The 20,639-nt window shown below is 48.0% G+C and carries 18 protein-coding genes and 1 pseudogene; 15 read left to right on the top strand and 4 right to left on the bottom strand.

What is annotated here, in order from left to right; all coding sequences use genetic code 11:
• The first annotated feature begins 5 nt into the window (after window positions 1–5).
• From T360_RS0112750 to T360_RS0112705, 10 genes and pseudogenes are all read left to right on the top strand, one after another.
• Complete coding sequence (locus T360_RS0112750; RefSeq protein ID WP_028913120.1) at window positions 6–1,772, top strand: sigma-70 family RNA polymerase sigma factor; 1,767 nt, start codon at window positions 6–8, stop codon at window positions 1,770–1,772.
• Between the two features lie 13 nt (window positions 1,773–1,785).
• Window positions 1,786–2,562 (top strand): annotated as a pseudogene (locus tag T360_RS16575) (site-specific DNA-methyltransferase); the annotation flags it as partial.
• 846 nt (window positions 2,563–3,408) lie between these two features.
• Entirely contained in the window at window positions 3,409–3,987 is a 579-nt protein-coding gene (locus tag T360_RS0112740) for a hypothetical protein (RefSeq protein ID WP_028913119.1), read from the top strand.
• A gap of 9 nt (window positions 3,988–3,996) precedes the next feature.
• Window positions 3,997–4,476, top strand: a complete 480-nt coding sequence (locus T360_RS0112735) for a hypothetical protein (protein WP_028913118.1) — start codon at window positions 3,997–3,999, stop codon at window positions 4,474–4,476.
• A 202-nt stretch (window positions 4,477–4,678) separates the two neighbouring features.
• Window positions 4,679–4,963 (top strand): hypothetical protein, encoded by a 285-nt coding sequence (locus T360_RS0112730; RefSeq protein WP_028913117.1) that lies wholly within the window; start codon window positions 4,679–4,681, stop codon window positions 4,961–4,963.
• Between the two features lie 8 nt (window positions 4,964–4,971).
• Entirely contained in the window at window positions 4,972–5,361 is a 390-nt protein-coding gene (locus tag T360_RS0112725) for a hypothetical protein (RefSeq protein WP_155949553.1), read from the top strand.
• A 5-nt stretch (window positions 5,362–5,366) separates the two neighbouring features.
• Window positions 5,367–7,793 (top strand): DUF3987 domain-containing protein, encoded by a 2,427-nt coding sequence (locus tag T360_RS16570; protein ID WP_231488180.1) that lies wholly within the window; start codon window positions 5,367–5,369, stop codon window positions 7,791–7,793.
• Between the two features lie 23 nt (window positions 7,794–7,816).
• Window positions 7,817–8,206, top strand: a complete 390-nt coding sequence (locus T360_RS0112715; protein ID WP_028913115.1) for a hypothetical protein — start codon at window positions 7,817–7,819, stop codon at window positions 8,204–8,206.
• Between the two features lie 4 nt (window positions 8,207–8,210).
• Window positions 8,211–8,693, top strand: a complete 483-nt coding sequence (locus tag T360_RS15415; RefSeq protein ID WP_051523566.1) for a D-Ala-D-Ala carboxypeptidase family metallohydrolase — start codon at window positions 8,211–8,213, stop codon at window positions 8,691–8,693.
• 92 nt (window positions 8,694–8,785) lie between these two features.
• Entirely contained in the window at window positions 8,786–11,215 is a 2,430-nt protein-coding gene (locus T360_RS0112705) for an ATP-dependent helicase (RefSeq protein WP_028913114.1), read from the top strand.
• 4 nt (window positions 11,216–11,219) lie between these two features.
• On the opposite strand, the gene T360_RS0112700 is transcribed toward T360_RS0112705, so the two are convergent.
• The 4 genes from T360_RS0112700 to recQ form a co-directional block, all read right to left on the bottom strand.
• Entirely contained in the window at window positions 11,220–11,351 is a 132-nt protein-coding gene (locus T360_RS0112700) for a hypothetical protein (RefSeq protein ID WP_028913113.1), read from the bottom strand.
• 5 nt (window positions 11,352–11,356) lie between these two features.
• Entirely contained in the window at window positions 11,357–12,814 is a 1,458-nt protein-coding gene (locus tag T360_RS0112695; protein ID WP_028913112.1) for a DUF4270 domain-containing protein, read from the bottom strand.
• Between the two features lie 30 nt (window positions 12,815–12,844).
• Entirely contained in the window at window positions 12,845–13,654 is an 810-nt protein-coding gene (locus T360_RS0112690; protein WP_028913111.1) for a glycogen/starch synthase, read from the bottom strand.
• 145 nt (window positions 13,655–13,799) lie between these two features.
• Window positions 13,800–15,623 carry a DNA helicase RecQ gene (gene recQ, locus T360_RS0112685; RefSeq protein ID WP_028913110.1) on the bottom strand — a complete coding sequence of 608 codons (1,824 nt, stop codon included), beginning with the start codon at window positions 15,621–15,623 and terminating at the stop codon, window positions 13,800–13,802.
• A gap of 118 nt (window positions 15,624–15,741) precedes the next feature.
• Here recQ and T360_RS0112680 point away from each other — a divergent pair, with 118 nt between their 5' ends.
• The 5 genes from T360_RS0112680 to T360_RS0112660 all read left to right on the top strand — a co-directional run bounded on the left by T360_RS0112680 (window position 15,742) and on the right by T360_RS0112660 (window position 20,638).
• Window positions 15,742–16,203: a helix-turn-helix domain-containing protein gene (locus T360_RS0112680; RefSeq protein ID WP_028913109.1), complete on the top strand. Its 462-nt coding sequence runs from the start codon at window positions 15,742–15,744 to the stop codon at window positions 16,201–16,203.
• 59 nt (window positions 16,204–16,262) lie between these two features.
• Window positions 16,263–18,170 carry a dihydrofolate reductase gene (locus tag T360_RS0112675; protein WP_081772807.1) on the top strand — a complete coding sequence of 636 codons (1,908 nt, stop codon included), beginning with the start codon at window positions 16,263–16,265 and terminating at the stop codon, window positions 18,168–18,170.
• 5 nt (window positions 18,171–18,175) lie between these two features.
• Window positions 18,176–18,796, top strand: a complete 621-nt coding sequence (locus tag T360_RS0112670) for a DNA alkylation repair protein (protein ID WP_028913107.1) — start codon at window positions 18,176–18,178, stop codon at window positions 18,794–18,796.
• 62 nt (window positions 18,797–18,858) lie between these two features.
• Complete coding sequence (locus tag T360_RS0112665) at window positions 18,859–19,380, top strand: Fur family transcriptional regulator (protein ID WP_028913106.1); 522 nt, start codon at window positions 18,859–18,861, stop codon at window positions 19,378–19,380.
• Window positions 19,367–20,638 carry an adenylosuccinate synthase gene (locus T360_RS0112660; protein WP_028913105.1) on the top strand — a complete coding sequence of 424 codons (1,272 nt, stop codon included), beginning with the start codon at window positions 19,367–19,369 and terminating at the stop codon, window positions 20,636–20,638. The genes T360_RS0112665 and T360_RS0112660 overlap by 14 nt, the downstream gene beginning before the upstream one ends.
• Window position 20,639: the final 1 nt, after the last annotated feature.

Below are 20,639 nucleotides of genomic sequence, written 5' to 3'. Positions count from 1 at the left end.
GAAAAATGGAAGAAATCAAAAGAATCTATACTCTGCTTTCACATAGTAATGGTCTTAAAATCAAGGAAATAGCTAAGGTACTTGAAATAGACAGATACCATGTGGCGGATATTTTGTTTTCTACTGACAACATTCCCTTTTGGTATCAAGATAGTTCTTCCCTATGGTTCGCAAAAGAGGGCGTAATAGAAATAGAAGAGCCTAAAGTTGACAAACTGACAGAGCCAATTATTGTTCCTAAAGTTATAAATACAGAAAGGTTTATACAAGGACATGCAAGTGGGGCTCTCAAATCTTTTTTGAATCACTTATCAAAATATCGTGTCTATTCAGACGATGAACTTTTAGAGTTGTTCAAACGTTACCGAGATGGTGATAAAAAAGCCTACGACTTAATAGTAAAGAGTCACCAAAAACTTGTAGCAGGAATCGCTGTTCTATATGCAAAATATGGTATTCCTCTAGAAGATCTTATCCAGGAAGGTAATATTGGTTTGATTAGAGCTATAGAGCGTTTTGACTACCTACATTTTCGAAGCTTCCATCATTTTGCTAAGGCATGGATACTTCAGGCAATTTCATTTTCAATGACAACTCTTCCCTATACCGTGAGATTACCATTAAATCAAATGTTATTATATCGAAAGGTTCGTAAATTCAAAGAAAAGTATGAACAGCAGAATGGTTATTTGCCATCAGTAAGTGCAATTGAAATTGATAACGAAGCGGATTTTGAAAAAATATCATTTGTAAATGAACTGCCTGATAGTCTTAAAGAGTTGGCGGTTTTGTCAAGAGATTTGGATATATATGAAAATCCCAGTAATACAACTGAGGAAATGATTGAAACCGAATATAATAAAGAACTCGTAGGGCAATATTTAAAAAGGCTTAGGCAGAGAGAAAGATATATTTTGCAAGCTTATTTTGGTATAAATGCAAAGGAAGAAACTCTTTCCTCCATAGGTGATAGATATGCTCTGACACGTGAGAGAGTAAGGCAGATAGTATGGAAAACAATAGGTGGGTTTAAAGAGCGATCAAGAATAAAAACAGAAGAAGTAAAGCTTGGTGACACGATAAAAGTTGAATCTTCAAAGCAAACGGGAAGAGTCATTGATTATAAAATATCTCCCAATGGTTATGAGAGCATTTTGTTAAAAATGGAGGACGGCCATACTATTAGAGTATCAGGTTATAACCCTCCTTATGAAATCATAACTCATAAGATGCTAAAAGAGAAAAAGTCCCACTCAAAGCAAAGTGTTCTTTTTGAGGAGAAAGTAATAACTACTCCTGTGCAAAAAGAGAATAGTAGCCAATATGTACAGCGCTATGTTTGTGAGTTGGATGGCATCAAAGTTGGAGAACGGATAAGATTTAACGGGAAAGAATGTTCCATTCGTAAAATAATAGTTCGGGGCACAAAGTCAAAGTTTCTTGTAGAATACAATAATCAGGTACTTGACTATGTTCCAAATGACAAGTCAAGATATTCACTTGTAGATTCACATACAAAACGTTGCGATGTCGTTTCTAAACGAGAAAAATATCCTCGATTTGAATTATCCACGACATTGGATAATTTAGTCAAATACGGCATTATTACAACAAGGCAACTACATCAATGTCACAAGAAAAAACTTAGAACCATTGGCGACGTTAAAAAGATCATTGAAAAATATAATCTCACTCCTGATTCTACTCGCTTCACAAGTTATACACTAGATTTATGGTTCGGTATCATGAGTTTACTTGATAATAAAGTCTAAATTAATTGAATTTATGGCGCAAATTATACCATATTACCGTTCTACCAATAAAGATTTTACCCTCGTTGAGGGGGACTGTGTGTCGGTGCTTGAAGCATTCGTCTTTAAGTTTGATATGATATTTGCCGATCCTCCTTACTTTCTGAGTAATGGTGGTATTAGTGTAAGTAATGGTAAGGTCGTATGCGTGGATAAAGGTGCGTGGGACAAAGCGCCTTCGTCAGAATATATCGATGAGTTTAATCACAAATGGTTATCAGCCTGTAAAGATAAGTTGAAGGATAATGGTACCATTTGGATTAGCGGTACACACCATAACATCTTTTCTGTAGCGGAGCAGTTATCTGAACTGGGGTTTAAGATTCTTAATGTGGTGACGTGGAATAAGACAGATCCACCTGATAACGTTTCTCATCGAGTATTCAAGCATTCTGCAGAGTACATTATTTGGGCCAAGAAATCGAAAAAGGCACAGCATCGTTACAACTATGAACTGATGCGACAGTTGAACGACGGCAAACAGATGACTGATGTGTGGCGTATGCCAGCTGTAGCAAAATGGGAAAAATCGTGTGGAAAGCATCCTACACAGAAGCCTTTGAGTTTATTGGCTCGAATCATTATGGCATCCACAAAAGAAAGTGACTGGGTGTTAGATCCATTTAATGGAAGTGGTACAACAGGCGTCGCTGCATCGTTACTTGGTAGAAAGTATCTGGGCATTGATATAGAAAAATCTTTTCTTGAACTTGCTGCTAAACGTCGTGAGGAATTAGAAAATAAAGAGATTTGCCAGGCATATAAAGAAATGGTGCTGGTTGACTTCAATGGTGCAATCCAAGCTGAACAACCTCATCATGTGCTTGTTGGCCGAATTGGTTCTGATGAGCAATGGGATTGGTTTGAAAAATCAAAGACCTACATATTGCCCATTAGTAAGGTGTTATCAATGCCAAAGTTGCTTGGTGCAGAATATGTATTGGCGTTTCTGGGGAAGGATTCGAAGAAAGCACAACTATGCCGTATATCAGGTTTGAAACCGCAGGTTAGAACTCGAGAGCAAGTTGCAGAAATGGCATCACATATTTCTGACTATAAACCCACTCGCGACAATACATATTGGCTTATCCATTTAGAAAAACCTTTGGATGAAACGAAAGGCAAAGTGTTTAATAAATCGTTATTGTTGAATCAACAAGAGCAACGTGGAGCATATTGGATAAAGAAGTTCGAAGAGGCTCTCCAGGCGTTCGAGTAATATTAGAAGCTCTAAATGATTATCTCGCATCTATGAGTAGGTGCGGGATTCTCTGTGCTTGTTGTTTGCGTGAATATTATGATACAAATGGTCGTAACTAATGTTGTGCAGATAATACAGCGATACATAGTAATATAAATCTGGTACAACCATCTGAGACTGAGGTTTGTAAGGCGTGGAATGATGGCATGATGAAAATGGCTGAAGAGCCTGATTTTGAGGCATGATCTTTTTGTTTACAATTGGTGGTATTGCCTGTAAAATACCACCGTGTTTTAACATAATTTTATGTCCCGTTTCTGTTTAGGTACGGGATTTTTTTACTACTTTTGCAGCTCGATAATAAGAACCCATTTAATATTACAAAGGACTTAGCCAATGGAAGAAGGAAACAACATAAACTTGTCGTGTGGAGATCTTATCGCCCTGTCGAAAGAGTGGAGCGATAGGGATGTGAAATACGCGCGACTTGAAATGCGCTACGGGTTGTTGGTAGAAAAACTTCGTGAGCAGGAAGAAAAACTTGCTGCCTCAGAAGCGGCTCGGAATAAAGCTGAAGAAGAAGTACGCCAGCTAAAAAATATAAATGAACAGCAACAGCGTGATATAGACTTCCTGAAGACAAAAATTGCAGATATGGCATCTTCTGTTGAAAGCCCCAATATGGATACGCTGCAACAAGCAATAGAGTTCTTGTTGCAGAAACATTTGCTGATTTCAATACTCCAGTTACAAACTTTTATGCAAGACAAGGTGTCTGACGTGAATACGGCTTTGGCTTTGCGTGCTTTGATGTTGGAGTGTATCCCCGAACAACTTCAGGCTGCATCATTGGCCATTATCAATAAAGTGATGGTTCTGCCCGACAAGCCCAAATCAGCTTCTGCCACTATAGATAATCGAAAAATAAATCTATATGGCGATAATTCAATCTATGAAGAAAATCCCAAAGAATAAGTAATAAATATGGCAAGAAAAATTGTAATGACAGGTAAGAATGCGCAGTATATAGAGCATCGCGGTGTGAATGCTGTTGCAGATAATGATAGAGATATCCGTATGGAGGGTGATGAGGCTGTTTATAGGGAGTATGCCTATGGGCAGCCTGCACAGCCGACTCAGCAGCAGGAAGAAACGTCTGCCGAAGATGAAGGAGAAGAAAAACTGCTGATGGCAAACGGTGAGTATTTTGAACCGATAAAGGATGTGGAAGTCGCTGAAAGGCTCAAGCCCATTTTCTATAATAAAGAAGATGAAGTAATGACCTTTTTAAGCGAGATCAAAGGTATGCCCGCTGGCGACATTACTGATTTGGTGAACAGGTGGGTGCGGGATAAGCGGATATCTGATTATGGTAACAGCCGAAAAGGTTCGCTCTGGGAGATACTACATGAAGCGGGGCTATACACTAAATCACGTCAGAACTGGAACAGGAGAGTTTATTAAGCTCTCCTTTTTTTATGCCTTTTTACACCTCAAAGTTTCTGGATTTAGTTTCTAAAAGTTTTTAATAATTTCTAAAGGTTTCCGCCTTCAGAACTTCTGTTTTGTTTCCTTTGCTACCTCTTATATTGTGCCTAATTTTGCAACGTCGAAAGACAAAAATTGAAAAATTAAAAAATGTAAGAATTGAAAAATTGAAGTATTTATGGAAACAAAAATTCTGAAAGTGGTGCGCCAGGGTAAGACCTTCGGTGTGCAGTCGGCAAAGTCCGAGAGTGGTACTATCCAGAAGTGCAACATCGTGCTGCGCGAGTTGGGTGGTGGTAAGTTCGAAAATGAGTATGTGTGCGCCATGCTGGGCAATCTGGCGGCGTGCAGGTTCTACGAAGGTGACGTGGTGGCAGCCACGCTTCGTTTCTCTACCCATGAGTATCAGGGACAAACGTTCCAGGAAATCCTTGTAACTGACGTTGAAAAGTTAAAAAATTAAATAAAATCATGCAGACAAGAAAAAGCAATATTTTAGGCAAACAAGTAATGGTTGAAGGTTTGATGACTTTCGGCAAGTTGGAAACAGGAGAGCGTACGCTCGACTTTGAGTGCTGCGAGGAAGTGGTGGCAGAGCCCTTCAGGGGAAATTTCTATGTTCAAGGCATGCGCGATGGTAATGTGTATCTGACCGAGAACCTTAAGCGTAAGCGCAACAAACCGTTATACCGCGATGACAACTGCTCGCTGTCGCACGGAAACAACGGTAAATATTACTTCGTATTCACGATGGACGACAATGAGATAGACCGACTGCCACAGCAGCTGGTGCAGCAGGCTGGTAACATAGCGCGCAAGGTTCTGAAAGAGATTATCTTTAAAGAGGAGGTGATGGGATGAAGGGAATGATAGCAGTAAACACGAAGCATACGGGCGACCCTAAAAAGGATAATCGCGGCTATGCGGAAACCATGACCTCAGAACAGCTGGACCAGCTACTCTCCGAAGAATGGCTCAGGCAGATGGTGGCGGATATCCGTGGTGGAGAAGAGAAGATGAAAAATCAGCTTCCTTATATCTGTCCGCACTACACGGCGTTTAAAAATAATCATCGCGCTCAGGCGGATATCATCCCCGAATCGTTTACGTTTATGACCTGTGTGGATGTGGACGATAAGGAGTTGGTAGATAGAGCTATAAACCGAGCGCTCGAGTTGAACAAGGATGAGTATTCTGACTGGCAGGATCAGGTGTTGCGTATAGAATATTCGGCTCGTAAAAAGGTGCATATTTACATTCGCATACCAAAAGGTTTGACAATAGCTGAGGCTCAACAGGCGTTTTGTGCAGAGATAGATGTGCCTTATGATGAGCAATGCATCACGCCTGAGCGCTTTATATTCGTAACGGGTAAGGATGAAGAGGTGTTCCGTTCGGAGCACTGGCTGGAACCACTGAGCGAAGAGGAGATTGCTGAGCGACGTGAGGCCTATCTGCAACGCGGGCTTGATGTGGACGGGCGAGGGCTGCTGAGGGCTGAAAGCGAACGGAAAATCGCCACCCCCGACGCATCCCCACATGAGGTAACGACTACTGAGAAAGTTACCGCAGAATCGCTGGCAAAGTTTGACCTTTGCGCCCAGGAGGCGGGACTGGATCAGAACGCGATGGATATCTGGGGTGAACGTAACTGGCATTCCAACTTGATGGCAGTGCTGTCGGTTGGTGTGGGCAAGCTGATGAGTAAGGAACAGCTGTTTGCAGTAGTGGCAGAGCGCCTGAAAAACTATTCGCAGACAGAAGACTGCAAGAAGCTTATCAACTATTTCTACGACAACTATAATGCCGACAAGGGCTTTATGAGTGTAGGGTTGCGCCAGATAAACGCAAAGGCTCAGCAGGCTCAGACATGTTTCGAAGAGGAAGAAGAGTTAGATAGGTACGTTCCTGACACTTCAGCCTCAGAAGTATTGCTGAACGTGAAGAAGTTGCCGCTAGGTGTGCGCGAGTCGGTAGCTGCCGTAGGGCCCGAGCTTGCCATGCCGGTTATCACGGCGGTGTGCCCCTGTATCGGTGCATTGGCCACTGGGGTGAAGCTGGATGTTCACGGTCGTATGCGCGGACTCAATCTCATATCCTATATTGTGGGTGATTATGCCAGCGGTAAGGGCAACATCGACCCCGTGGTGGACGCCTGGATGAGCGAGTTGTCGGCTCTTGACGAGATGTATCAGAAACAGGAGGACGAGTATCGCCGAAAGAAACGAGCCTCTAAAAATCAGAAAAATCAGCCCGAAGAAGTTCAACTGCCCGTGCGCAATATCGCTCTTAACAACACGGTGGCCAATCTGGCTGAGCGCTTGGCTAACGTAGAGGGGAAACATGCATTTTCATTTACGCCAGAGGCCGACACTGTGGCGCAGAAATGGCGATCTGCCATGAGCGACTTCTCGGTGATGCTGCGCCAAAGTTACGACGGTTCGAGATACGATCGCGAAGCCAAGAACCCCGATGCGGTGAATGTGCACATCAAGCATCTGCTGTGGAATGTGGTGATGTGCGGCACACCCGATGCACTCTACCGCGTGGTGACTAATTACACCGACGGATTTCAGAGCCGTATAGCCATGGCCCAAATGCCCGACAACACCTATTCGAAGTTAGAAGACACCCCTTATGTGCTGACCGAACGGCAGACCGAGCGCATCCAGCAGGTGGCCCATCTGCTGCCGCTGATGACGGGCGAGGTGGTGCTGCCGAAACTCGAAGCAAGAGGCCGCGAGTGGTTGGAGAAAATTCGTTTAGAGTCCATGATGAACGACGACCGTGTAAAAGCGCGTGAGCGATTCCGAACCTGTGTAACTACCCAGCGCATGGTGTGCTGCATCATGCTGTGCCGCGTGTGCGAACAGCTGATACAGAAGCACGGACTTATTGGTGCCGAAAAACAGCTGAAACAGAATCCCAATCTGTGGCGCGACATGCTGATAAAGGCGCAGACTCCGACCATGCTCGACATCTATACTGTTATTGCCGACTCGCTGCTTGACTGTGCACTCTTCTTCTTTCGCGACCGTGTTGAGCAGGCCTATCGTAGTCGCGACTATGCTGGCGAGAATAGACGTAGAAGGATGGGCAAAAACGATACCATCTTCGCCCGCCTGGATCTTGACTTTAGTTTTGATATGGCGCTACGGCATAGCGTGAGCGTGAATGGGGCCGGAGTGTCGCGCAATCAGGTGCACCAGATGCTGAAGAACTGGAAAAAGCAAAGCCTGATTACTCAGACCGGTCCTTCCCAATACAGGAAAATTCAAGGAGTCTTGTCATGATTGTCAATTGTCATTAAGGATTTATGGAGATACTTAATAACGAACAATGCTTTGTGCAGCTCTGGCTACTGCTGGAGCGCACAAGGCGCCTGCTTAGGGTGCAATGTAAGCGTTTCTGCATCAGCAGCGTGCTGAAAACGTGGTTTGGCGGCGAAGCCAACGATGATTTTATCTGGGAGGTGTGCCACCTGTGCGAGCAGGAGGGTTTGAGCGAGCTGCCTCGACCCAAGCTCTTTCCGCGCCAGCATCGTGAATTTATCAGGGCTATCGTGGCCGTGCGTATGGGCATCAGCTTCTACAGAATCGACCTGAAAGCCCTAGACAGAGCCTACAGCGAAGCGTTTCCGCACAGCACAGCAATCAACGTCAGTAAAAAGATAAAAGATAAAAGAATAAAAAATATAAAAAAATGAAGTTATGGAAATTGTACAATTAAATAGTAAAGCAAACCTCTCCGAGCATTTTGTGCTCGGAGAGTTCACCAGGAGCAAGTATCCTGAGGTGTATAACATTCCTAGTCATGAGGCGATTGCTAATCTGAAGCGGCTTTGCTCGTGGCTGGAGGTACTGAGGGAACGGGTAGGACAGCCGATAGTGATTAATTCGGGCTATCGGTCGCCGCAGTTGAATCGGAAGGTGGGGGGAGCGAGCACAAGCAACCATCTGACGGGGTGCGCGGCGGATATACGTACCTCGGGGTATGACCAGGCCATCGTCTATGCTGCCATCCTGATTGGCTATGCCAAGGAGACGGGGCAGGAGTTTGACGAACTACTGATAGAGCGGAATCGCTATGGGGCAGTGTGGGTGCACTTTGCGGTACGACCCGAGGACTGCCCGGCGGCAACAGCAGCCAGGCAAAGCAAGAATCGCCATAAGGTAAGCTTTATCAACGCCTGAAAAAATGGTCGGGGGCTGAAAAAAGATGGGAATTCTTTTGTTCTGCTCTCGACTTTTTCGTATCTTTGCAGCTGCTATAAGAAATGACAAGAATGAACAACGATATACTACGTGATTTGAATGTGAGTCAGCGCGCTGCGGTGGAGTACTGCGACGGGGCCAGCCTGGTGATAGCTGGTGCCGGATCGGGTAAGACGCGTGTGCTGACGTATAAGATAGCCTGGCTACTGGAACAGGGGATGAAACCCTGGCAGATTCTGGCGCTGACGTTTACCAACAAGGCGGCACGCGAGATGAAAGATCGTATCGGCCGCCTGGTGGGCGAGGAGCAGGCGCGCTATCTGCAGATGGGCACCTTCCACAGTGTGTTTGCACGTATCCTGCGCGCCGAGGCGGATAAGATAGGATTTAACCCTAACTTCACCATCTACGATCAGACGGATGCACGATCGCTGGTGAAGACCATCATCAAGGAGATGGGGCTTGACGACAAGGTGTATAAGCCTTCGTCGGTGGCCGACCGCATCTCGATGGCTAAAAACCATCTGCTGCTGCCGCAGGCTTACCAGCAGAGCAGCTGGGCGGCGGATGATGCCACACAGAAGCGCCCGCAAGTGGCCAATATATATATAAGGTATGCGGAGCGCTGCCGACAGGCTAACGCGATGGACTTTGACGACCTGCTGGTGCAGACGTGGGTGCTGTTTGAGAATCATGAAGAGGTGCGGCAGAAATACGTGGAGAAATTCCACTTCGTGCTGGTGGATGAGTATCAGGACACGAACTATGCGCAGCAATCAATCGTATATCAGTTGACAAAAGAACGACAGAAGGTGTGCGTGGTGGGTGACGATGCACAGAGCATCTACTCATTTCGTGGTGCCAACATCGATAACATCCTGAACTTCAGAAACTTGTATCAGGATGCCAAACTATTCAAACTGGAGCAGAACTACCGCTCTACGCAGCTCATCGTGCAGGCAGCCAACTCGCTGATACGACGCAACGAGCGACAGATACCGAAGAACGTGTTCTCGGAAAATGAGCACGGCGAGAAACTGCAGTTGAAACCTGCCTACAGCGACCGCGAAGAGGCGCTGATAGTGACGCAGGACATCAAGCGACTGAAGCGACAGGACCGGTGCGACTGGAGCGACTTTGCCATCCTGTATCGCACCAACTCGCAGAGCCGAAGCTTTGAGGAGCAGATGCGCAAAGACGGTATCCCGTATCGCATCTACGGCGGACTGAGCTTCTATCAGCGCAAGGAGATAAAGGACGTGATAGCTTATTTCCGACTGGTGGCCAATCCGGATGACGAGGAGGCATTTAAGCGTATCATCAACTACCCGGCGCGCGGCATCGGCGACACCACAGTGGGAAAAATCATCCAGACGGCACAGCAATACGGCGTGAGTCTGTGGCGGGTGATCAAGGACCCTGTGCTCTTCCCATTGGACGTGAGCAAGGGCACGATGACGAAGATTCAGAACTTCCGCCAGCTGATAGAGGGCTGGATAAGCAGATTAGACACTGAGGATGCCTACACCATCGGACACGACATCATCATGCAGTCGGGCATCAGCAAGGATATCTATAGCGGCAGAAATCCGGAGGACATATCGCGACAGGAGAACCTGGAGGAGTTCTTGGGCGGTATGCAGGACTTTGTAGAGAGTCGCCGAGAGGAGGATATGGGCGACGAGGTGTATCTGACCGACTTCCTGCAGGAGGTGGCCTTGCTGACCGACCTGGACAGCGATAATGGCGACGAGAACGACAAGGTGGTGCTGATGACGATACACGCCGCCAAGGGACTGGAATTCCCCACGGTGTTTGTAGTAGGACTGGAGGAGAACATCTTCCCATCGCCAATGTGCACCAACTCGATGCGCGAACTGGAAGAGGAGCGCCGACTGCTGTATGTGGCCATCACGCGCGCTGAGAAGCACTGCATACTGACATGTGCACAAAACCGATTCCGCTACGGACGTATGGAATATGACACGCCTTCGCGCTTTATACGCGACATCGACCCAGAGCTGCTGGAGATGCACAGCGAGGCGGGGGGGGCAGACGGCTTTGGAGCACCGCAACGCAAGGCTTACAACCGCTACGACGGTGGGGCTTACGGCACTGGCACCACAGGTGGCTACAGCCGGAGCAGCCGCTATGAGAGCGAGCAGCCTGAATGGATGCAGAACCCGCGCCCCGTGGCCAGCCAGTTTAAGGCCGACCCGAAACCACGCGCTGTGGCGCCACGCAAGGCCGAAAAGCCTGTTGACCCCTTCGGCGCTAATTTCAAGCGTGTGTATAACGCTGTGGCACCACGCCCGATGGCATCAGCCCCCAGCGCCAGCGACCTGCATGAGGGAGCGCGCATAGAGCATCAGCGCTTCGGCATAGGAACGGTGGTGCGGATAGAGGGCACGGGCGAGAACACCAAAGCAACGGTGGAGTTTACGCATGCGGGTACCAAGCAGTTGCTGCTGAAGTTTGCGAAATTCAAGATTTTAGGATAAAAAATTAGAGCGCCTCGTCATCGGGGCGCTCTATATTTCTGGGTTTAGCCTTGGGCAGATGCTTCTTCTTTCGGAGCCAAGCCGCCTTGCGGGCTTCATAATCCTCGTAATGCTTCTCTAAAAATCCGTCGGCCATAGTGTTTACTTTTTAAACTGGGCATATACTACCTTCACCTCGATAGGACTGCCGGCACCGCCTACAAGCTTGGTGCTGGAGAGGCCCATATCATTATGAACGCCAGCCACAACCTCAGTCTGACTGTAACCGCTGGTAGTAACCTTGGTGGTGGTAGCTACTGGCACCAGCACTACCTTGTTCCAATCAGGATGCTTAGCCTCCCAGTTGGCGTCGCTCTTCAATCCCTCTGCCTTCAGTCGGGCCATCTGTGTAATCAGGTTGCCAATATTACTAAAGGTGTAGGCATTGGTAGAGAGTGTAGCCATATAAGATGTGTTGTAGTCGTACATCGTCTTGTTCTCAAAGAATGAGTACAGACTGTCCTTCTGCACCATCAGGATGTTGGCAGGGATGCTGATAGGATACTGGCTGCTGCTCTGAGCACCACTGTTCTGGCGCTGGAAGCTGATGCTTACCGACAGCAGAGAATCGTTGACATGGGTCTGCGAGATGTCGTCCACAGGCAGCGTAACCTCAGTAAAGATGCCGGCTGGCGACTTGATATAAGTGCAGCTGTTGTCGGCTATCAGGCGCTGAAGTGCGGCCTTGTCGTTCTCCACATGGGCTGTCTGCAGTACCTCGGGGGTTGACGACAGGTAGAGAGAGGTGGCGTAAGTAGTGGTGTCGTCCTTGAAGGTGTAATACATCTCAAGGTCGATCTCGCTGACCTTAGCCATCGCACCAAGCCCATCGCTCACCTCGAAATTGAATCCAGGCATGAGCGTGTGGATAAAGGTATATGAATTCTTGAACTTCTCAGGATGCTGATAATACTGGCGCAGGATATAGGTGCCGTAATTGGGATACTCAACACCATCCTGATCAGTATAAGGATCGTTCAGCGGGATGCGGGCAAAACTAGAGTAGCCCAGACTGTCGGCAAAATGCGCTGAAGAGTAGGATGTAGAGAATACGGTGCTCTTCTGCAGGCCACCTTTGCGCAGATAGCCCTCGGCAGCAGGATTGAAATTGCTGTAGTAAGAACCGTCTTCTACGGGCTTGGCCAGCTCGCTAACTTTCACCTTCATGGGGGTGAGCGAGTCGCCATAACACTTGTCGCTATTAAACAGCAACCAGATAGTGCATGAGTCGGCCACTACTTCGCCTGCCTCGTCGGTGTTCACCATCGCGCTCTTCTCGGGCAGCTGGAATCCCTCGAGTATGTTGAACTGAGCCATAAACTCGTTTTTCACATACGAGTTGGTCTCAGGGTCTTTCACCTTGCCGAAATAGCAATCAAAGGTCTTGGAATAAACCGAATCGGCCATGATAGAACGTGACGTGGCCTGATAGGTGCCAGTAGAGAAAACCAGCTTGTCGGTGTCGCTGGTAATCGACGATCCGATAGTGCCGGTATCTTCGCTACAAGAGGTTATCGCCATTGCGGTGATTGCAATCGCTGTAAACAATCTAATTTTCATGTATCGTTGTTTTGACTTTATTTCCTTTTTTTACTCGTCGGCATAGAGCGACTCGTAGAATGCCTCGTAAGCATCGCCGAAGTCCTCTTGGTAACCCAGCAGAGGCTTGTTCTTGGCGTTAGCATAGTCGGTGAGCACCTGACTGGCTCCTGGAGCGGCCTCGATAACACCGTCGCTGTAGTCGATAGCCAACTTGCCCAGCTCGTCGAAGTCGAACTTATCGCTATAGCCTGCCAGCAGATCGGCGCTGGCATCGCGGAACTCTACAAACTGCTTGAAGTCGGCACCAAGACTCTGCTCGATGGTTTTATTAAATAATGAGGTTACAACCTTTGTCTCTGCAAATGAAGGCTCGTCGCGATAGGCTGTCTTTACATAGAAAGGCACTACGCCTGCCATCCAACCCTGACAGTGGATGATATCGGGCACCCAACGCAGTTTCTTAACGGTCTCTAATACACCACGCGCAAAGAATATGGCACGCTCACCATTGTCGTCGTACTCAACGCCCTGCTCGTCGCGCTCTATCAAACGATTCTTGAAGTAGTCATCGTTGTCGATGAAATATACCTGAACACGAGCCGACTGGATAGAAGCGACCTTGATGATTAGAGGGTGATCGGTGTCATTAATGATTAGGTTCATACCCGAAAGTCGGATGACTTCGTGCAACTGACCACGGCGCTCATTAATATTACCCCACTTGGGCATGAAAGTACGAATCTCGTGATTGCGTTCCTGCATAACCTTTGGAAGGTTCTTTCCCATGAGTGACAATGCATTGTCGGGGACGTAAGGAGTGATCTCCTGATTGATAAATAGTATCTTCTTTTTAGCCATCTTGGATGAATTTACCTTGCAAAGGTAGTGTTTTTTTTGCACAAAAACGCTATTTTGTGCTCGTTTTTAGCAAAATTTATGCACTTGAGGGGGCTTTTTTTAGTTTATTTCCTCGTTTTTTTAACAAATTGGTGTAAAAATGCACTTATACGTATCTCCGGATGAGCTGCACGAAACGCTCGCCATACTTGCCTTTCTTATGGTCGCCGATGCCCTGGATGTTGCCAAACTGATCGAGCGAAGTGGGCTTGATAGTAGCAAGGGCATGCAGCACCTTATCGCTGAATACGATGTAGGGCGGGAACCCTTCTTCAGCAGCACACTCCTTGCGCAACTGGCGCAGGGCTTCAAACAGTTTGGGGTCTTCGATGCCTGTGGTGGGCGGCAGTCCGGGTATGGTGATAGTGGGTATCTCCAGGCGCAGCTTTGGCTTCTTCCTGGCGGTCTCCTTGGTGCTATGGTCAACCACGCACAGCTGGGCGGTCTTGCGCCCATACAGCACATCATCGCCGATGGCAGTGACCTTCACTTTATTATCATCGTTGTAGGCTATCTCGATAAATCCCATCTGCAGCATCTGCAGGAGATAATCCTGCCACTCGGTGAGACTGAGCTGACTGCCCACGCCGAATGTCTTCAACTTGTCGTAACCCTTACGGATAATCGTGGGCGAACGCATGCCTTTCAGTATCTCGATGATGGTGGAAACGCGAATCTCCTCATTGGCACGCTTGGCGGCGCTCAGGGCCATCTGCACATAGCGCGTACCATCAAAGCGCTGGGGTGGGTTGTCGCACACGTCGCAGTTGTCGCAGTCGTGATCGGTCTGCTCACTGAAGTAGTTGAGCAGGATGCGGCGGCGGCACACGCTGGATTCGGCATACTCCTGCATGCGCTTCAGCTTCTCCATATTCACCTCCTGCTGACCGCTCTGGCGGGCAAACTCCGTGAGCTGGATGATGTCGGCCAACGAGTAGAACAATACGGTGTCGGCAGGGGCACCATCTCGCCCGGCACGACCTATCTCCTGATAGAAACTCTCGATGCTCTTGGGCATATTATAATGTATCACCCAGCGCACATTGCTCTTGTCGATGCCCATACCAAAGGCAATCGTGGCGCATACCACCAGCAGTTGGTCGTTCTTAAACAGCTCCTGTGTCTGACTGCGCTCCAAGGGCGACAATCCTGCGTGATAAGCAGCGGCGTTGATGCCCTTCTTGCGCAGGTCGGCAGCCACTTTCTCGGTTGACTTGCGACTGAGGCAGTAGATGATGCCGGCATCGTTGGGGCGCGCCTTGATGAAATTGAGGATGAAGTGCATCTTCTCGGCAGCTTTGTAACCTCTTTTTACCGAAAGACTGAGGTTGGGACGGTCGAAGCTGGATACAAATTCACGCGCGTTCTTTAAGTTTAATTGTGAGATAATGTCTTGTCGCGTAATTTTATCGGCTGTGGCCGTGAGGGCCATCATGGGGACGTTGGGAAATTTGTCACGAAGCACACCCAGCTGGGTGTACTCAGGACGGAAGTCGTGACCCCACTGACTGATACAGTGGGCCTCGTCGATGGCGAAGAGTGATATCTGCAGATGCTGCAGAAAATAATCCATCTCGGCCATCACTTTTTCAGGCGAAATGTATAGTAGCTTTACCTGTCCTGCTAGGCATTTCCTGCGTATCACGGTGTCCATCGTAGGGTCGATTCCACTATTCAATGCCTCGGCCTCAATACCATTGGAACGAAGCGTTTCAACCTGGTCTTTCATCAGACTGATAAGGGGCGAGATAACAATCGCCATGCCCGGCATACAGAGTGCTGGTATCTGGTAGCAAATACTCTTTCCGCCGCCTGTGGGCATCAGCACCAAAGCGTCGTTTCCGCCTATCACATGACGGATAATTTCCTCTTGGTTCTGGCGGAAAGATGTATAGCCGAAATATCGTCGTAAAACGCTAAAAATATCCATAATTTTCTAAATTTTCGGCAAAGGTAATACTTTTTTCGCAAATTTTTCGCTTTTTCTATTGCTAAATAAAAAAAACTTCCTATCTTTGCACAACATTAAAAAAATAGTCAAAAAAAAGATGGCAAAGTACAACATTATTGAAAAGAAAGAAAAGGTAGCAGCTTACAGAAGTTTGGTAAGCCCAAAAATGATGGACGAGATGCAAGAGAAGATCATGAACATCATTGTCATGCAGAAAAAGTATCGTGACAAGGATTATTCAGCGAAGAAACTTGCCGAGGCCCTTGGTACTAACACACGCTATATTTCAGCTGTTGTAAATGTGCGTTTCCACATGAACTACACATCATTCGTTAACAAGTATCGCATCGACGAGGCTATGTCTATCCTCGTTGACAAGCGCTATCAGGGCTTGCGCATGGAGGAGGTGAGTGATATGGTGGGATTTGCTAATCGCCAGTCGTTCTACGCTTCGTTCTTCCGCGTGATGGGCATGACGCCACGCGAGTATCGCCTGGAGCACCTGAAGCAGCACCCCTCTATGGTGGCAAAACGTACACGCAAAACTAAAGAGGAGTAATAATAGAAGTATTTATAGTGGAATTTAACTATCAGGATGAGCGTTTTGCTGACTTGCAAATGCTCCGTTATCGCTTGAACGGCTTTGAGAAGCTGACATTGCAGCAGAAAAAATTGGTTTACTATCTCTCGAAAGCTACGCTGTTTGGGCGAGACATTACATTCGATCAGTTTGGCAAATACAACCTCCGCATCCGCAAGATGTTGGAGGTTGTATATGTTGATATGACTATGATGCGCGACTCTGACGACTTCAAAGCGCTTGAGGTGTATCTGAAACGCGTGTGGTTCTCAAGTGGCATCCATCATCACTACGGATGCGAGAAATTCAAACCGGGATTCTCGGCCGACTTTCTGCGCCAGGCACTGCATCAGGTGGATGCCTGCAAGCTGCCGCTGAAATCGGGCGAAACCGTAGATGAGATGTGCGACGAACTGTTGCCCGTGATTTTTGATGATGCGGTGATGCCCAAAAGGGTGAATCAGGCTGACGGCGAGGATTTGCTGCTGACATCGGCTTGCAACTTCTACGACGGCGTGACGCAGGCCGAAGCGGAAACTTACTACGAGCAGCAGAAGCAGAACGAGACTATGCCCGACACGCCACCTTCGTACGGTCTGAACTCAACGCTGGTGAAGGAGAATGGCGAGGTAAAGGAACTGGTGTGGAGTGCCAACGGCAAGTATGCCAACGCCATACGCCACATCATCTACTGGCTGGAGAAAGCGCGCGAAGTGGCTGAAAACGAGCAGCAGAAAACAGTCATTTCTGCACTGATAAGTTATTATCAGTCAGGCTGTTTGCAGGACTTTAATAAATATTGTATTGAATGGCTGAAAGACCATGATTCGGCCATCGACTTTATCAACGGTTTCATCGAGGTGTATGGTGATCCGCTGGGACTGAAGGGGTCGTGGGAAGGACTGGTGGAATACATCGACGAAGAGGCCACTCATCGCACACAAACCATCAGTAGCAATGCACAGTGGTTTGAAGATCATTCGCCCGTTGACCCGCGTTTCCGCAAACCTGTGGTGAAGGGTGTTTCGGCCAATGTGATCTGTGCAGCCATGCTGGGTGGCGACGAGTATCCGGCTACAGCCATTGGCATCAACCTGCCTAATGCCGACTGGATTAGGGCGCAGTATGGTAGCAAGAGTATCACCATCAGCAATATCACAGATGCCTACAACAAGGCGTCGAAGGGTAGCGGCTTCAAGGAGGAGTTTGTGGATAATCAGGAAACACGCGATCTCATCGAGAAATATGGCGACGTCTGCGACGACCTGCATACCGACCTGCATGAATGCCTGGGGCACGGCAGCGGACAGTTGTTGCCCGGCGTAGATCCCGACGCACTGAAGGCCTACAGCAGCACGATAGAGGAGGCGAGAGCCGACCTGTTCGGACTCTATTATATCGCCGACAAAAAGCTGGTAGAGCTGGGACTGGTGCCCGATGAAATGGCTTACAAGTCGCAGTACTATACTTATATGATGAACGGACTGATGACACAGCTTATCCGCATCACACCAGGCAATCAGCTGGAAGAGGCTCACATGCGCAACCGCGCACTGATAGCGCATTGGTGCTATGAGAATGGCGACGCCATCCAACTGGTGAAGCGCGATGGTAAGACCTACGTTGAAATCACCGATTACGTGCAGCTGAGGGCGCTGATAGCTCGCCTGCTGGCAGAGATTCAGCGCATCAAGAGCGAAGGCGACTACGAGGCCGCACGCGAACTGGTGGAGCGCTATGCCGTGAAGGTGGATGCCGAACTGCATGCTGAGGTGCTGGAGCGCTACAAGAAGCTGAATCTGGCGCCCTACAAGGGATTCATCAATCCGCAGCTGATGCCCGTATTCGACAGCAACAACGACATCTGCGATATTCAGGTGAACTATGGTGAGAGCTATGCTCACCAGATGCTGCGCTATAGCGCTGAGTATGGTACATTAATATAACATACATGGAAATGGATATAAACCAACAAGTGAAAGAAATCAAGCAATCATTCCGTCTGATGATGGACGGAATGGTTGCTTCTTCAATGAGAAATAAAGGTGTAGAATACAAACTGAACTGGGGCGCCACCTTGCCACGACTGAAGGCGAAGGCGGATGAAATCGGCAAAAACTACGACTTGGCTATCGCACTGTGGAAAGAGAACGTGCGCGAATGCAAGATTCTGGCCACTATGCTGATGCCGGCCGACGAGATACTGCCCGAGGTGGTGGACATCTGGATGGAGCAGACCGACTGTCAGGAGATAGCCGAACAGGCTGCCTTCAACCTCTATCAGTATCTGCCTTTTGCCGCTGACAGGGCTTACACATGGATGGCATCCGACAAAGAGCTGTATCAGCTGTGCGGATTCCACATCCTGTCGCGCCTGTTTATGAACAAGCAGGAGCCCAACGAGCGTGGCATCAACGAGTTTATCGACCAGGCGCTGGCTGCGCTTCAGGGCGACAGCATCATGGTGAAGAAAGCGGCCATGAATGCCATGAATAGATTCGCAGAACTTGGATTAGTATACGAACGTCTTGCAAAAAGTGCATTAAAAAGGGCTAATTTAGATTTTTTTTAAATAAAGTTTCTTTTATCTCCATGAAAATGCGTACCTTTGTGCGGTTTTCTTGATAGATTCAGATGAAAGAAAGTGTAATTACTGCCGTAGAGAGGCTACTAGACAACTATCTTGAGATGAATAATCATCGCAAGACGCCTGAACGATACACCATTCTCAGGGCCATCTACAGCATAAACGGACACTTCACACTAGAGGATCTGAAAGCCCGACTGGCACAGGAGATGGACTTCCCCGTGAGCAGGGCCACTCTCTACAACACGCTGAATCTGTTTATGACGCTACGACTGGTTGTCAGGCACCGTTTTCAAGGCTCAACCAAATACGAGGCTTGCTACGACAACCAGAGTCATTGTCACCAGATATGCACTATTTGCGGAAAGGTTACTGAGGTGAAGTCGCCTGAGATCATCGAGGCCGTGGAGAACATGCACCTGAAGCGATTCAGGAAGGATGGATTCACGCTCTATGTGTACGGTGTGTGCAGCAGTTGCCAAATCAAGATGACGAAACGCAAGAACAACCTGAAGACAGCAAACAAGAAAAGTAACAATAAGAATACAACTAAAAATGAACAAAGGTAAAGTTGATGTCCTGCTGGGTTTGCAGTGGGGCGATGAAGGAAAAGGAAAGGTGGTTGATGTATTGACCCCTAAGTACGATGTTGTGGCCCGTTTCCAGGGTGGTCCTAACGCCGGACATACACTGGAATTTGAGGGACAGAAGTATGTGCTTCGCTCAATACCATCTGGTATCTTTCAGGGCGACAAGGTGAACATCATTGGTAATGGTGTGGTGCTGGCTCCCGACCTCTTCATGGAGGAAGCTAAAGCACTCGAGGCAAGCGGACATGAGCTGCGCAGCCGTCTGCATATCTCAAAGAAAGCCCATCTCATCATGCCTACTCACCGAGTGCTCGACGCTGCTTACGAGGCACAGAAAGGTAAAAACAAGGTTGGTACCACTGGTAAGGGCATCGGTCCTACCTATACTGATAAGGTGAGCCGTACTGGTCTGCGTGTGGGTGATATCCTCGAAAACTTCGAAGAGAAATACGCTGCTGCCAAAGCACGTCATGAGGCTATCCTGAAATCACTCAACTTTGAGTACGACATCACTGAAGTAGAGAAGAAGTGGCTGGAGGGTATCGAGTATCTGCGCCAGTTCCCCATCGTGGATTCAGAGCACGAGATCAACAACCTGCTGAAGAGCGGTAAGAGCGTGCTGTGCGAGGGTGCTCAGGGTACTATGCTCGACGTTGACTTCGGTTCTTATCCTTTCGTAACATCATCTAACACCATCTGCGCTGGAGCATGCACAGGTCTTGGCATCGGACCCAACAAGATTGGTGACGTTTATGGTATCATGAAGGCCTACTGCACACGCGTAGGTGCTGGTCCTTTCCCAACAGAGCTCTTCGACGAGACTGGTAAGAAGATTCGCGACCTGGGCCATGAGTATGGGGCTGTGACTGGTCGTGAGCGCCGCTGCGGATGGATCGACCTGGTGGCACTGAAGTACTCTATCATGGTGAACGGCGTTACACAGCTTATCATGATGAAGAGCGACGTGCTGGACGGATTCGACACCATCAAGGCTTGTGTGGCTTATAAGCAGAACGGACAGGAAATCGACTACTTCCCATACAACATCGAGGAGGGTATCGAGCCTGTATATCAGGAGCTGCCAGGATGGAAAACTGATATGACTAAGTTTACCAGCGAGGATCAGTTCCCTAAAGAGTTCAGCGACTATATCTCATTCTTGGAGAAGCAGTTAGAGACTCCTATTAAAATTATTTCTATCGGTCCTGATCGCGACCAGACAATTGTAAGAAAGTAAT

Origin of the sequence: Prevotella sp. MA2016 (assembly GCF_000619825.1) — a bacterium.
Lineage (GTDB): Bacteria > Bacteroidota > Bacteroidia > Bacteroidales > Bacteroidaceae > Prevotella.
Note: the sequence above shows the minus strand (reverse complement) of the source record. Positions and strands in the feature narration are given on the sequence as shown.